Source organism: Azospirillum sp. A29, assembly GCF_042604625.1.
In the GTDB taxonomy this organism is placed as follows: domain Bacteria; phylum Pseudomonadota; class Alphaproteobacteria; order Azospirillales; family Azospirillaceae; genus Azospirillum; species Azospirillum palustre.
Genome location: NZ_CP170460.1, coordinates 1,294,303 through 1,306,752 on the forward strand (window position 1 = coordinate 1,294,303; position 12,450 = coordinate 1,306,752).

General features: G+C 68.0%; 13 protein-coding genes. 9 read left to right on the plus strand and 4 right to left on the minus strand.

Features of this window, described 5'->3' with window-relative positions; all coding sequences use genetic code 11:
• Nucleotides 1-2: 2 nt before the first annotated feature.
• Together ABNQ38_RS05540 and ABNQ38_RS05545 are read right to left on the minus strand one after the other, a co-directional pair.
• Entirely contained in the window at nucleotides 3-1,040 is a 1,038-nt protein-coding gene (locus ABNQ38_RS05540; RefSeq protein ID WP_377806108.1) for a phosphotransferase, read from the minus strand.
• Between the two features lie 86 nt (nucleotides 1,041-1,126).
• A complete protein-coding gene (locus tag ABNQ38_RS05545) occupies nucleotides 1,127-1,834 on the minus strand; it encodes a GntR family transcriptional regulator (protein ID WP_377806109.1) in 708 nt (235 codons plus the stop codon).
• A 142-nt stretch (nucleotides 1,835-1,976) separates the two neighbouring features.
• Here ABNQ38_RS05545 and ABNQ38_RS05550 point away from each other — a divergent pair, with 142 nt between their 5' ends.
• Both ABNQ38_RS05550 and ABNQ38_RS05555 read left to right on the plus strand, forming a co-directional pair.
• Nucleotides 1,977-2,921 (plus strand): 3-hydroxyacyl-CoA dehydrogenase NAD-binding domain-containing protein, encoded by a 945-nt coding sequence (locus ABNQ38_RS05550; protein ID WP_377806110.1) that lies wholly within the window; start codon nucleotides 1,977-1,979, stop codon nucleotides 2,919-2,921.
• Nucleotides 2,918-3,631 (plus strand): aspartate/glutamate racemase family protein, encoded by a 714-nt coding sequence (locus tag ABNQ38_RS05555; protein WP_377806112.1) that lies wholly within the window; start codon nucleotides 2,918-2,920, stop codon nucleotides 3,629-3,631. The genes ABNQ38_RS05550 and ABNQ38_RS05555 overlap by 4 nt, the downstream gene beginning before the upstream one ends.
• 11 nt (nucleotides 3,632-3,642) lie before the next feature.
• Here ABNQ38_RS05555 and ABNQ38_RS05560 read toward each other — a convergent pair whose 3' ends face one another.
• Nucleotides 3,643-4,359, minus strand: a complete 717-nt coding sequence (locus ABNQ38_RS05560; protein ID WP_377806114.1) for a GntR family transcriptional regulator — start codon at nucleotides 4,357-4,359, stop codon at nucleotides 3,643-3,645.
• Between the two features lie 29 nt (nucleotides 4,360-4,388).
• Nucleotides 4,389-5,288, minus strand: coding sequence for a dihydrodipicolinate synthase family protein (locus ABNQ38_RS05565; RefSeq protein ID WP_377806115.1), 900 nt, complete (start codon nucleotides 5,286-5,288; stop codon nucleotides 4,389-4,391).
• Nucleotides 5,289-5,515: 227 nt separating this feature from the next.
• On the opposite strand from ABNQ38_RS05565, the gene ABNQ38_RS05570 reads away from it, so the two are divergent.
• Genes ABNQ38_RS05570 through ABNQ38_RS05600 form a run of 7 tightly spaced genes read left to right on the plus strand, consistent with a single transcriptional unit; the run spans nucleotide 5,516 to nucleotide 12,422 of the window.
• The gene (locus ABNQ38_RS05570) at nucleotides 5,516-6,856 is read left to right on the plus strand and encodes an ABC transporter substrate-binding protein (protein WP_377806116.1); all 1,341 of its coding nucleotides are present in this window, start codon (nucleotides 5,516-5,518) and stop codon (nucleotides 6,854-6,856) included.
• Nucleotides 6,853-7,785, plus strand: a complete 933-nt coding sequence (locus ABNQ38_RS05575; RefSeq protein WP_247879901.1) for a carbohydrate ABC transporter permease — start codon at nucleotides 6,853-6,855, stop codon at nucleotides 7,783-7,785. Before ABNQ38_RS05570 ends, ABNQ38_RS05575 begins: the two co-directional genes overlap by 4 nt.
• A complete protein-coding gene (locus ABNQ38_RS05580) occupies nucleotides 7,782-8,612 on the plus strand; it encodes a carbohydrate ABC transporter permease (RefSeq protein WP_098738250.1) in 831 nt (276 codons plus the stop codon). The genes ABNQ38_RS05575 and ABNQ38_RS05580 overlap by 4 nt, the downstream gene beginning before the upstream one ends.
• Nucleotides 8,613-8,637: 25 nt before the next feature.
• On the plus strand, nucleotides 8,638-9,720 hold the full coding sequence (locus ABNQ38_RS05585) for an ABC transporter ATP-binding protein (protein WP_377806117.1): 1,083 nt from the start codon (nucleotides 8,638-8,640) through the stop codon (nucleotides 9,718-9,720).
• Nucleotides 9,720-10,733: an aldo/keto reductase gene (locus tag ABNQ38_RS05590; RefSeq protein ID WP_377806118.1), complete on the plus strand. Its 1,014-nt coding sequence runs from the start codon at nucleotides 9,720-9,722 to the stop codon at nucleotides 10,731-10,733. Before ABNQ38_RS05585 ends, ABNQ38_RS05590 begins: the two co-directional genes overlap by 1 nt.
• 20 nt (nucleotides 10,734-10,753) lie before the next feature.
• Nucleotides 10,754-11,209: an RbsD/FucU family protein gene (locus ABNQ38_RS05595; protein ID WP_377806119.1), complete on the plus strand. Its 456-nt coding sequence runs from the start codon at nucleotides 10,754-10,756 to the stop codon at nucleotides 11,207-11,209.
• A 31-nt stretch (nucleotides 11,210-11,240) separates the two neighbouring features.
• Nucleotides 11,241-12,422: a fumarylacetoacetate hydrolase family protein gene (locus tag ABNQ38_RS05600; protein ID WP_377806120.1), complete on the plus strand. Its 1,182-nt coding sequence runs from the start codon at nucleotides 11,241-11,243 to the stop codon at nucleotides 12,420-12,422.
• Nucleotides 12,423-12,450: the final 28 nt, after the last annotated feature.

A 12,450-nucleotide genomic window follows, 5' to 3' on the forward strand; every position in this document is an offset into this window, starting at 1 on the left:
GGTCACACTTCCTGGCAGGCGAGGTGGAGCAGAGTGCGTGCGGTGGCGGCCTCGTCGCCGGTCAGCTTTTCCAGCCCGGCGAAGGCGCGTTCGGCATTCCGCAGGATGTAGGCGGCGTTCTCGGGATATTCGGCCGCCCGCCAGCCGGTGATCGAGATGGTCAGGGCAAGGCGGGCCGCGATCAGGTCGGGCAGCAAATCCGTCTCATCCGCCGTCAGCGGCAGCACGGCGTTGTAGGCGCGGGTCATTTCGACGATGGAGCCGAAGGGCGTCTCGCCGCTGGTGACGTGGTAGGCGAGCGCCGTCGCCAGATCGTTGATCAGCGGCGCCTTCAGCGCGTCACCGAAATCGATGATGCCGGTGACCGCCTGATGCCCGGCCGGATCGACCACCGCATTGTGCGGGTTGAGGTCGTTGTGGATCACCTGATGGCGCAGGGCGGGCAGGCGCGGGGCGACCCGGTCGGCGAAACGGGCGATGAAGCGCTCCACCATCCGGCGGCGCGGACCGTCGGTCAGATAATGCAGCTTGTCGGCGACGCTGGCGGTGCGCGTGATGTCCCACAGCAGGTCGCGCTGCGAGCCCGGATGCTCGTAGTCGGCCAGCGCGAGGTCGAGCCGGGCCAGCGTCGTTCCCAGCGCCCGCATCAGTCCTTTTGATGCCGGTGCCGCATGGAGCGGCGTGCCGTCGAGATAGGTCAGCAGCCGCAGGATCATCGGATGGCCGTCGATCAGGACCGTCGTCTGCGCCTCGCCTTCCCGGGTCGGCACGACGCGCGGCACCGGCAGGGCCGGGTCGCGGGATGCCACATGCTGCATGGCTCCGGTCTGGAAGGCGGTGACCGGCTGCGGTTCGGCCGGGTTGGTGAACTTCAGCACATAGCCCTGCCCATTGGGCGTGGTGATGTGGAAGTTGCGGTCGCGCTCGCTGCTCAGTTCACGGACGCCGCCGGTCAGCCCGAAATGCCGCAGCATCATGGCGCCGGCCTCGTCCCCGGAGATCGGCGGCGCGACGGTGGTCAGTACATCACGCTGTGTCATGGCCGCACTCTCCTCGTCATTCGAAACTTTAATGTTTGATGCATCATCGTCATGCACAGTCCGGCTTCGGGCACCGGCGAAAGAGGTCAGGAAACCAGGGTTTCCGGTTGGGTTTGCAGTTGTGCTTCGATGCACTCGGCGTCGATCCGCTCCAGGATCGGGCCGCTGGCCAGCTGGATGTCATCCTGGATGGCGCGGGCGGCGGCCGGGCCGTCATGGCAGCGGATGGCATCCATCAGCGGGTAGTGATGGTCGATCATCGTGCGGCCGGCTCCGCCATAGACGTCGGCGATCAACGGCCCCATCTGGAGCCAGAGCCGCCGCAGAATGTCGCCGAGCACCGGCATGTCCGCGATTTCGGCCAGCCTGAAGTGGAAGATCTGGTTGAGTTCGGTCGCCAGCGCGGTGTTGCCGGCGGCCATCGCCTCCTCGTTGTGCGTCAGCAGGGCTTCCAACTGGTCGATCTGGGCGGGTGTGGCTCGTTCGGCGGCGCGGGCGGCGGCCAGGCCCTCCAGATTGACGCGGATGTCCCGGATTTCCAGATAGGCGGCGCGGGTCAGCATCGGGACGCGGATATCGCGCGGCGAGCGCAGCACCAGCGCCTGATCCTGCACCAGACGCAGGATGGCGTCGCGCACCGGGGTGACGCTGGTCCCCAGCCGTTCGGCCAGATCGCGAATCTTGAGCCGGTCATTCGGCTTGAACACGCCCCGCATCAGCGCCTCGCACAATTTCTGGTAAATCGTGCTGCCGAGATTGTCGTGTTCAAGAAGGCTGAGGTCGAACCCGCTCATTGTCTGCCCGTCACCCGGCCATCTTGCATTGCTGTATGATGCATCATATTGACCCGGTCGCCGATGAAGGTCAAGCTGTCCCTGCCGCGCACCTCCGTGCCCGGTCCTCTTTTCGACCCCTCTGTGCAGGAGTGCTTCCACAATGCCGCCACCTCCGCCGTCCACCGCGCCCGTTGCTGTGCTTGGCTGCGGGTTGATCGGCGAAAGCTGGTCGGCCCTGTTCCTCGCCCACGGGCTGGACGTGGTTGCCTGGGACCCCGACGGCGCCGTGCTGGCCGCCTTGCCGCAGCGCGTGGAGCGGTTGCTCGGCCAGTTGCAGGCGCTCGGGACCGTCGCCGCCCAAACCGGCCGCCTGTCCATCGCGCGGTCGGTTGCGGCGGCCGTCAGCGATGCCGGCTGGATTCAGGAGAACGCGCCGGAAAAGACCGCGGTCAAGCACAGCCTCTATGCCGAGGTGGAGGCGGCGGCAAGGCCAGATGCGGTGATCGCCAGCAGCACCTCCTCGCTGACCTGGAGCGATCTGGCGGCGGGCGTGGTGCGGCGCGAACGACTCATCACCGCCCACCCCTTCAATCCGCCGCACCTGATGCCGCTGGTCGAGCTGTTCGCCGCCGATGCGCAGACACTGGCGCGGGCCGAGACCTTCTACCGCGGTCTCGGCCGCGAGACGGTGGCGCTGAAGAAGGATGCGGTCGGCCACATCGCCAACCGGCTGGCGTCCGCCTTGTGGCGCGAGGCGGTCAACATCGTGGCGGAGGGCATTGCCGATGTCGCCGACGTCGATGCGGCGCTGGTGCACGGTCCGGGACTGCGCTGGTCGGTGATCGGCGCCCACATGGCCTATCATCTGGGCGGCGGCCCCGGCGGCATCGCTCATTACCTCGACCATCTCGGCCCGAGCCAGGAACGGCGCTGGGCGACGCTGGGCAGCCCCAGCCTGACGCCGGAGGTTCGCAAACTGCTGGTCGATGGAATCGCAGAGGAAGCCGCCGGCCGCTCCATCGCCGCGCTGGAGACCGAACGCGACCGCGGGCTGATGCTGGCCTTGGCCGCCCGACAGACTGCAAAGAAGGGAGAAGGCGCATGACCGCCGAAACGGGTGTCGCCAAGCCGGGGCCGCGCATCGCGCTCATTCATGCGCTGGAGGAGTCGGTGGCGCCGGCCCGGGCCGCTTTCCGGGCGCATTGGCCGGAAGCGCGGATTTACGACCTGCTCGACACCTCGCTGGCCGTCGATCTGGCGGAAGCCGGCGGGCTCGACGAGGCGATGATGGGGCGGTTCCGGACGCTGGCCGATTATGCCGCCGGCACGGTGGGCGCGGGCGGGCGCACGGCGGGCATCCTGTTCACCTGTTCCGCCTTCGCCCCAGCCATCGACGCGGTCAAGCAGCACCTGCCGATCCCGGTGCTGCGGCCGAACGAATCCGCCTTCGAGGCGGCGATGGCGGTCGGCGACCGGATCGGCATCGTCGTCAGCTTCGGCCCGTCCGCCTTGTCCCTGCGCACCGAGCTGCTGGCGATGGCTGCCGCTGCCGGCCGCCGGATCGAGGTCACCGTCGCGGTTGCCGACGGCGCGCTGGCGGCGCTCAAGAGCGGTGACGGCGAGGGGCATGACGAGCGCGTCGCAGGGACCGCGGAGCAGCTGCGCGGCTGCGATGTCGTCATTCTCGGCCAGTTCTCGATGGCGCGGGCGCAGCCGAGGCTTCAGCCTCTGCTGTCCGTCCCGGTGCTGACCACACCCGCGGCGGCGGTGGAGGCGCTGCGCGGCCTGACGCAGCCGGCCGGCGGCGTGCCGTAACAGGTATGGCTTCAGCGCAGGCCGATGGCACGGTCGCGGGCGCTGAGGATGTGGGTGCCGATGGCATCCTTGGCCCGCTCCGGGTCGCGGGCCTGGATGGCGTGGATGATGGCGAGATGCTCGCGCATCGTCGGCACCAGCACGGCAGTATTCAGTTTTGTCTTCGACTGCTTGATCAGCCGGATCTTGATCTGGTTGACCCGGTAGGCGTCGGAAATGATGGCGTTGCCGAGCGCGTCGATGATCGTCAGGTGCAGCGCCCAGTCGATGTCCTGCGCCTCCTGCAACAGGGCGGGCTGGATGCCGCCGCCCGTGCCGGTGTCGGCTTCCGCTTCGGCGCAGGCGGCGACGATGCGCTCGTGATCGTCCAGCAGCGCGCGGACCGTCGCCTCCGGCGCCTCCCGGGCGAAGACCGCCACCGCTTCCCGTTCCAGGAACAGGCGGAACTGGAAGGCGTCACGGATGAGGTTGAGATCGACATGCGCGACCTGCATCCCCCGCTGCGGCACGGTCTTCACCAGCCCTTCGGCCTCCAGCCGGGGGATCAGTTCGCGGATCGCCCCCAGCGGCAGTTCGGTCAGCTCGACCAGCTCGCGCTGCGAGATGAACTGTCCGGGGCGGATCTCGTCCGCCAGCAGCCGCTGCGTGAAGCTCTCGTAAGCCCGGCTGCGCAGGTTGACCGTGTCCCGGTCTCGCTTGGCCGGGTCGCGTTTGGCGGAGGTCGTCATCCGTGTGCTGTCCCGTCAGGAGGGCCCCATCAGGCGGCCCCATCCGCGAACACCCGGTCGAAGAGATGGCCCAGCGTCGCGGTGTCCGCCACCGACATAGGCAGCAAAGGCGCCCTCACCGTCAACCATGCGCTGTCGCCGGTGGCGTGCGACACCAGCGCCTTCACCGCCGGGGTGACCGGGTAGCGCAGCACGGCGTCCACCAGCTCAACCAATGCGGCGTCGTCGCAGCCCTGATGGACCACCGTCCGCAGCCGGCCCGGCACCAGATTGGCCATGCCGGAAATGGCGCCCTGGCCCCCGTCGCGCACCGCCTGGGCCAGCACCCGCTCGTCGCCGATCAGCACGGCGAGATCGTCGCGGTGGGCGGCGAGAAGCTGCTGGCTGTAGCCCCAGTCGCCGGCCGAATCCTTGACTCCGGTGATCGCCTGCGGGAAGGCGGCCTTCAGCCGGCCGATCAGCTCAATCGACAGCGGAACCGCGGTGACCGACGGGATGTGGTACAGGATGATGTCGCGCGCCCGGTCGCCCAGCTTGGCGATGAAGCTGGAGAACCACGCGAACAGCCCGTCGTCCGACACGCCCTTGAAGTAGAAGGGCGGGGCGACCAGCAGCGCCCGCGCGTCCGCATCGAGCAGCTGGTTGGCCTGCGCCAGCGCGTCGTGCAGCGACGCGGCGATGACGCCGCCGACCACATGGCTGCGGAAATCGATGCCGGCGCCCTTCAGCGCGCCGATCATCTGCTCGCGCGCCACATGGCCGAGCAGCGGACCCTCTCCCGTGGTGCCGAACAGGGTGACCGAGTCGCAGCCGCTGGCGAGGCACCAAGCGACATGCCGGGTCAGGCGGGCCAGATCCACGCTGCCGTCCTCATGGTAGGGCGTGGTCAGCGCGCAGGACAGGCCGAAGCGGCCAGTGGATTGATTCACTTTGCATTTCTCCCAGGGGCGGCTGGACGGCCGGCCGAACGGCCACCGCGTTACGACTAACATGTTACTAGGATGTTTTTCGTTTGCAAGGGGGCTGCGCTGGATTTATACGTTGACCAAGCAATCAAATCGGTGGCGGCGCGGATCCGTGTCGCTCACAGTGTTCGCCGGTCAGGACAAGGCCGGGCATCAAAGGCCCAGGCGATAACGGGGAGGAGTGCATGTCGATGTCGAACGGAATGTCTTTGTCGCGCCGCCGGCTTCTGGCGTCGGGCGCCGCGGCCGGTGCGCTGGGCCTGAGCGGTATCGGCCTGCCCGCCTTCGCCCAGACCAGTGGGGTCAACTGGCGCAAATATGCCGGCACCAAGATCGAGGTGAACCTGATCAAGAGCCCGCGTGGCGACACGCTGACCAAGTATCAGAAGGAATTCGAGGAGCTGACCGGCATCACCGTGGTGTCGGAACAGACCCCGGAGCAGCAGCAGCGCCAGAAGGCGGTGATCGAGCTGACCTCCGGCCGGCCGAGCTTCGATGTCGTGCACATCAGCTATCACGTCCAGAAGCGCCAGTTCGAGAAGGGCAAGTGGCTGGCCGACCTGACGCCCTTCATCAAGGACCCGGCGCTGACCGACGCCGGCTTCCTCGACGATTTCTCCGAAGCCGGCGTGACCTTCGCCCGCAATCCCGAGGGCGGGATCGGCGCCTTGCCCTTCTCGGTCGATTACTGGATCGTCTATTGGAACAAGGACCTGTTCGCGAAGAAGAACCTGTCCTTCCCCAAGACCTTCGACGAGATGGTGGCGGCCGCCGCCGCGTTGACCGACCCGTCGAGCCAGACCTACGGCTTCGTCGCCCGCGGCATGAAGAACGCCAACACGCCAGTGTGGACCAGCCTGCTGCTCGGTTACGACCAGTACAGCGTCGACGCCAACCGCAACCTGCTGACCGACACGCCCGAGGCTATCGAGGCGGCGAAGCTCTACCAGACGCTGATGACCAAGTCGGCGCCGCCGGGCGTCACCGGCTTCAACTGGGCGGAATGCCAGTCGGCCTTCCTCCAGGGCCGCGTCGGCATGTGGTTCGACGGCGTCGGCTTCGCCCCGCCGCTGGAGGATCCGGAGAAGTCGCGCGTCGTCGGCAAGGTCGGCTACGGCCTGATGCCGAAGGGCCCGAAGGCGCATGCCGCGGCCACCACCGGCGACGGCGTCGGCGTCACTGCGGCGTCGAAGAACAAGGAGGCCGCCTATCTCTACTGCCAGTGGGCGACCGGCAAGCTGATGGGCGCCCGCCTGTTGCAGGCCGGGGCCGGCGTGCCGTTCCGCAACTCGGTCCTGGCGGACGCCGAAGTGCGCAAGGGCGTCAAGATGCCGGCGGCCTGGGTCGATGCGGTGGTCGAATCGGCGAAGATCAGCCGCCTCACCCTGCCGGTCATCATCCCGGTTACCGAGTTCCGCGACGTGCTGGGCGGAGCGCTGACCAACATGATCTCCGGCAGCGATCCGGCGGCCGAGCTGAAGCGCGCCACCGCCGACTTCAAGCCGATCCTCGAGCGCAGCGAGAAGACGTGAGCATCCTGACCTCGTCTGACCGCGTGGTCGGCGCCGCTTCCGTCGGCAGGACGAAGCGGCTCCGGCCCTCCTACTGGCCCTTCGTGGTGCCGGCGCTGATCGTCGTCATCGGGGTCATCGTCTTTCCCTGGGTCTTCACCCTGTGGATGAGCGCCATGGAATGGCGCATCGGCGAGGAACAGCGTTTCGTCGGTTTGCAGAACTATGCCCGGCTGTTCACCGACGTGCGCTTCCTGGAAGCGATGGTCCACACGCTGGTCTACACCGCGCTGTCGGTCTTGGCCCCGCTGGTGCTCGGCACCGCGGCGGCGCTGGCCTTCAACACCAAGCTGCCGGCGAGAGGCCTGCTGCGCGGCATCTTCGTCATGCCGATGATGGCGACCCCGGTCGCCATCGCGCTGGTGTGGACGATGATGTTCCACCCGCAGCTTGGCGTGCTGAACTACCTGCTGTCGCAGATCGGCATCGGGCCGCTGCAATGGGTCTATCACCCCAGCACGGTGATCCTGTCGCTGGTGCTGGTGGAGACCTGGCAGTGGACGCCGCTGGTGATGCTGATCGTGCTGGGCGGTCTGGCGGCGCTGCCGACCGAGCCGTACGAGAGCGCGCAGATCGACGGCGCCACCGCCTGGCAGCGCTTCCGCTACCTGACGCTGCCGATGATCAAGCCCTTCCTGATGGTGGCGGTGATCATCCGCAGCATCGACGCGCTGAAGAGCTTCGACATCCTCTACACCATCACCCAGGGCGGGCCGGGCACGGCGTCGGAGACGATCAACCTGTATCTCTACAGCGTCGCCTTCACCTATTACGACATCGGCTACGGCTCGGCCATCGCGGTGGTGTTCTTCGTGCTGATCATCCTGCTATCGCTGATCCTGCTGTACCTGCGCCAGCGCAGCGCCTGGAATACGGGAGACGGGCAATGAGCCGGCCGCTGAGGAAGCTTCTGGACAAGGCTGGCATGGCCGTCTGCGTCCTGCTGCTGGTGTCGCCGGCGTTGTTGTTCTTCATCTGGATGCTGTCGCTGTCGCTGAAGTTCGAGATCGACAACGGCGCCTATCCGCCGATCCTGATCCCGGACCGCTTCGCCTGGAAGAACTACACGACGATCTTCGAGGGCAACAGCTTCCTGCTCTATTTCTGGAACAGCCTGATCGTCACCGGGGCGGCCACCCTGTTCGCGCTGGTGGTGGGCGTGCCGGCCGGCTACGGCATCGCCCGGATGCGGGCGCACAAGTCGGCGGTGGTCATCATGATCGCCCGCATGACGCCGGGCCTGTCCTTCCTGATCCCGCTGTTCCTGCTGTTCCAGTGGCTGGGGCTGCTCGGCACGCTGTGGCCGCAGATCATCATCCATCTGGTCGTCACCGTGCCCATCGTGATCTGGATCATGATCGGCTATTTCGAGACGACGCCGATGGAGCTTGAGGAGGCGGCGATGGTCGACGGCGCGACGCGCTGGCAGATCTTCGCCAAGGTGGCGCTGCCGATCGCCAAGCCCGGCATCGTCGTCGCCTTCATCCTGTCGGTGATCTTCTCTTGGAACAACTTCGTCTTCGGCATCGTGCTGGCCAGCCGCGAGACGCGGACCCTGCCGGTCGCCGTCTACAACATGCTGTCCTTCGAGCAGGTGAGCTGGGGGCCGCTGGCCGCCGCCGCATTGGTGGTGACGCTGCCGGTGCTGATCCTCACCGTGGCCGCCCAGCGCCAGATCGTGGCGGGCCTGACCGCCGGCGCCGTCAAGGGCGGCTGATCCATCCCAAGAAAGAGACGACCCCATGGCCTCCGTCAGCATTCGGAACGTCCGCAAATCCTACGGCACGGTCGAGATCATCAAGGGCGTGTCCATCGACATCCAGGACGGCGAGTTCGTCATTCTGGTCGGCCCGTCGGGCTGCGGCAAATCCACCCTGCTGCGCATGATCGCCGGGCTGGAGGAAATCAGCGGCGGCACCGTCGCCATCGACGACCGCGTCGTCAACGACGTGCCGCCGAAGGACCGCGACATCGCGATGGTGTTCCAGAACTACGCGCTCTACCCGCACATGACCATCGCCGACAACATGAGCTTCGCGCTGCGGCTGAAGAATACGGCCAAGAGCGAGATCACGGCCAAGGTGGAGCGGGCGGCCGGCATTCTCGGGCTCGGGCCGCTGCTGGGCCGCTTCCCGCGCCAGCTGTCCGGCGGCCAGCGCCAGCGCGTGGCGATGGGCCGCGCAATCGTCCGCGACCCCAAGGTCTTCCTGTTCGACGAGCCGCTGTCCAACCTCGACGCCAAGCTGCGGGTGCAGATGCGCACCGAGATCAAGGAGATGCACCAGCGGCTGAAGACCACCACCGTCTATGTCACCCACGACCAGATCGAAGCCATGACCATGGCCGACAAGATCGTGGTGATGCATGACGGCATCATCGAGCAGATCGGCGCACCGCTCGACCTCTACGACAATCCGGCGAACATGTTCGTTGCCGGCTTCATCGGCTCGCCGGCGATGAACTTCATCCCCGGCAGCATCGGCGGCGACGGCTTCACCACCGAGGACGGATCCCGCCTGCCGCTGGGTGGGCGCGTGCCGGCGGCGTCCGACGGGCGCCCGGCCGTCTATGGCGTGCGGCCGGAGCATTTCCGCCTCGCCGACGAAGGGATGGCCGCCGAGGTGGTGGTGGTCGAGCCGACCGGGTCGGAAACCCAGATGGTGCTGCGTCCGCTCGGCAGCAAAGCAGGCCGCGAGGATCGCAAGCGCGAGCTGACCTGGGTGCTGCGCGAGCGGACCGGCGCCAAGCCCGGCGAGGTGGTGCGGATCGCTCCAGACCCGGCGCTGGCCCATCTGTTCAACCCCGACACCGGGCTGCGTCTGTGATGACGCTGCCGACGAGAAGCTTGGGCCGCACCGGCATCGCCGTCTCGGAGATCGGCTTCGGTGCCGCGCCGCTGGGCGACCTGTACGGCCATCTCGACGAGGCCGCCGCGGTCGGTGCCGCGGTCGCTGCCCTGTCGGCGGGCGTCACGCTGCTCGACACCTCGCCGCTCTACGGCCATGGGCTGGCGGAGGCGCGCTGCGGTGTCGCTTTGCGTCAGGCCGGGCGCGACGGCGTCGTGCTGTGCACCAAGGTCGGGCGCTGGATGGACCCGACGCAGGGACGGGGAGACGGGTCGGGCTATGCCGGCGGTTTCCCGCACCGGGCGGTGATCGACTATTCCTATGAGGGGACGATGCGGTCGGTGGAGCAGTCGCTGCTGCGGCTGGGCACCGACCGCATCGACGTGCTGCTGATCCATGACGTCGATGTCTGGACCCATGGTGCCGACCGCATCGAAGCCCGCTTCGCGGAGGCGATGGACGGCGCCTATCGCGCGCTCGACCGGCTGCGCGCCGACGGCACGGTCAAGGCCATCGGTGTCGGCGTCAACGAGGCGGAGATGTGCGTCCGCTTCGCCAAGGCTGGCGACTTCGACGCCATGCTGCTGGCCGGGCGCTATTCGCTGCTGGAACAGCCGGCGCTGGAGGAATTCCTGCCGCTGGCCCAGGCCAAGGGCATCGGCGTGATGCTGGGCGGCGTCTTCAATTCCGGCATCCTCGCCAGCGGTGCCGTTCCCGGCGCCAAGTATAATTACGCTCCGGCCCCGGCCCACATCCTGGAGCGGGTGGGGCGGATCGAGGCGGTCTGCCGGGCCCATGGCGTGCCGCTCGCCACCGCGGCGCTGCGCTTCGCGCTCGGCCATCCGGCGGTGTCGTCGGTGGTGCTGGGGGCGGTGACGGCCGGGGAGGTGAACCGCAACCTCGCCGCCATGGCGGCAACGGTGCCGGGCGCGCTGTGGTCCGATCTGAAAGGCGAAGGGCTGCTGGCGGCGGACGTGCCGGTGCCGGCCTGAACGAACAGGGATAGAATGTCATGCTGAAAGGACTGGACCCGCTTCTGTCTCCCGACCTGCTGTGGGTGCTGGCCGCCATGGGTCATGGCGACGATCTGGCGTTGGTCGATGCCAATCATCCGGCGGAGACCATCGCCCGCGCCACCACTTCCGGCCGTCTGATCGTGCTGCCGGGGGTGACGATGGCGCGCGCCGCCCGGGGCATCCTCGGCGTCTTCCCGCTCGACGGCTTCGTGCCCGACCCGGTGCGCCGGATGGAGGTGGTGGGCGACCCCGCAGCACTTCCCACCGTCCAGGGCGAGGTGCAGGCGGAGATCGACCGCGCCGAGGGCCGACCGTTGCCCTTGCAGGGGATCGAGCGTTTCGCCTTCTACGACGCCGCCCGCCGCGCCTTCGCCGTCGTGCAGGTCGGCGATCCGCGGCCCTATGGCTGTTTCCTGCTGCGCAAGGGCGTCATCGCCGGCGACGAGCCGTAACCCGACCCAATTTCAAGATTCGGACTCCGACATGACCCAGTTCCCCGTGGATGCGACCCGCACCCTTCCCAACGACGGCTATGCCGGCACCCTGGCCGGGCGCGTCTGGCGGCCCGGCATCGGCCCGTCGGTGGTGGCCGTGCGCGCCGATGGCGTGTACGACGTGACCGCGACCTTCCCAACGATGAGCGAACTGGCCGCCCGGCCCGATCCGGCGGCGGACCTTGCCGCTGCGGCGGGGGAGCGCATCGGCGCATTGGCCGACATCCTCGCCAACACGCCGCCGGAAAGCCGTAACACGAACGCCCCCTGGCTGCTGGCGCCGACCGACCTTCAGGTGCTGAAGGCGGCCGGCGTCACCTTCGCCGTGTCGATGCTGGAGCGGGTGATCGAGGAACGCGCCCGCGGCAATCCCGACGCCGCCGAGGCGATCCGCGCCGAGGTGCAGCGGCTGGTCGGCGACGATCTGGCGGCGCTGAAGCCCGGCTCCGAGGCAGCGATGAGCCTGAAGGAGGTGCTGATCGCCCAGGGCGCCTGGAGCCAGTATCTGGAGGTCGGCATCGGCCCGGACGCGGAGGTCTTCACCAAGGCGCCCGTCCTGTCGTCGGTCGGCACGCTGATGGACGCCGGTCTGCACCCGAAATCGACCTGGAACAACCCGGAGCCGGAGGTGGTGCTGATCGTCGCCCCCGATGGCCGCATCACCGGGGCGACGCTGGGCAACGACGTCAATCTGCGCGATTTCGAAGGCCGGTCGGCCCTTCTGCTGTCGAAGGCGAAGGACAACAATGCATCCTGCGCCATCGGTCCCTTCATCCGCTTCTTCGACAAGACCTTTACGTTGGACGATGTGCGGACGACCGACGTCGCCCTGACAGTCGAGGGGCCGGAGGGCTTCCAGCTGGCCGGCCTGTCCTCCATCTCGCGGATCAGCCGCGATCCGGAGGATCTCGTCGCCCAGACGGTCGGCCCGGTTCACCAGTATCCCGACGGCTTCGCCCTGTTCCTCGGCACCATGTTCGCGCCGACTCAGGATCGTGACAACCCCGGCGGCGGCTTCACCCACAAGGAGGGCGACATCGTCACCATCGCGGCGCCCAAGCTGGGCGCGCTGGTCAACCGCATGCGGCCGAGCGACGCCTGCGAGCCCTGGAGCGTCGGCATCGCCGAGCTGATGCGCTCTCTGGTCCGGCGGGGGGCGCTGAGGGGGTGAGGAGCGCTTTCCCCTCTCCCAGGGAGGA

Excerpts from the sequence above, each read along its gene's own strand:
- ABNQ38_RS05540 (WP_377806108.1), bottom strand. The coding sequence starts at position 1,040 with ATGACACAGCGTGATGTACTGACCACCGTCGCGCCGCCGATCTCCGGG.
- ABNQ38_RS05545 (WP_377806109.1), bottom strand. The coding sequence starts at position 1,834 with ATGAGCGGGTTCGACCTCAGCCTTCTTGAACACGACAATCTCGGCAGC.
- ABNQ38_RS05550 (WP_377806110.1), top strand. The coding sequence starts at position 1,977 with ATGCCGCCACCTCCGCCGTCCACCGCGCCCGTTGCTGTGCTTGGCTGC.
- ABNQ38_RS05555 (WP_377806112.1), top strand. The coding sequence starts at position 2,918 with ATGACCGCCGAAACGGGTGTCGCCAAGCCGGGGCCGCGCATCGCGCTC.
- ABNQ38_RS05560 (WP_377806114.1), bottom strand. The coding sequence starts at position 4,359 with ATGACGACCTCCGCCAAACGCGACCCGGCCAAGCGAGACCGGGACACG.
- ABNQ38_RS05570 (WP_377806116.1), top strand. The coding sequence starts at position 5,516 with ATGTCGAACGGAATGTCTTTGTCGCGCCGCCGGCTTCTGGCGTCGGGC.
- ABNQ38_RS05580 (WP_098738250.1), top strand. The coding sequence starts at position 7,782 with ATGAGCCGGCCGCTGAGGAAGCTTCTGGACAAGGCTGGCATGGCCGTC.
- ABNQ38_RS05585 (WP_377806117.1), top strand. The coding sequence starts at position 8,638 with ATGGCCTCCGTCAGCATTCGGAACGTCCGCAAATCCTACGGCACGGTC.
- ABNQ38_RS05590 (WP_377806118.1), top strand. The coding sequence starts at position 9,720 with ATGACGCTGCCGACGAGAAGCTTGGGCCGCACCGGCATCGCCGTCTCG.
- ABNQ38_RS05595 (WP_377806119.1), top strand. The coding sequence starts at position 10,754 with ATGCTGAAAGGACTGGACCCGCTTCTGTCTCCCGACCTGCTGTGGGTG.
- ABNQ38_RS05600 (WP_377806120.1), top strand. The coding sequence starts at position 11,241 with ATGACCCAGTTCCCCGTGGATGCGACCCGCACCCTTCCCAACGACGGC.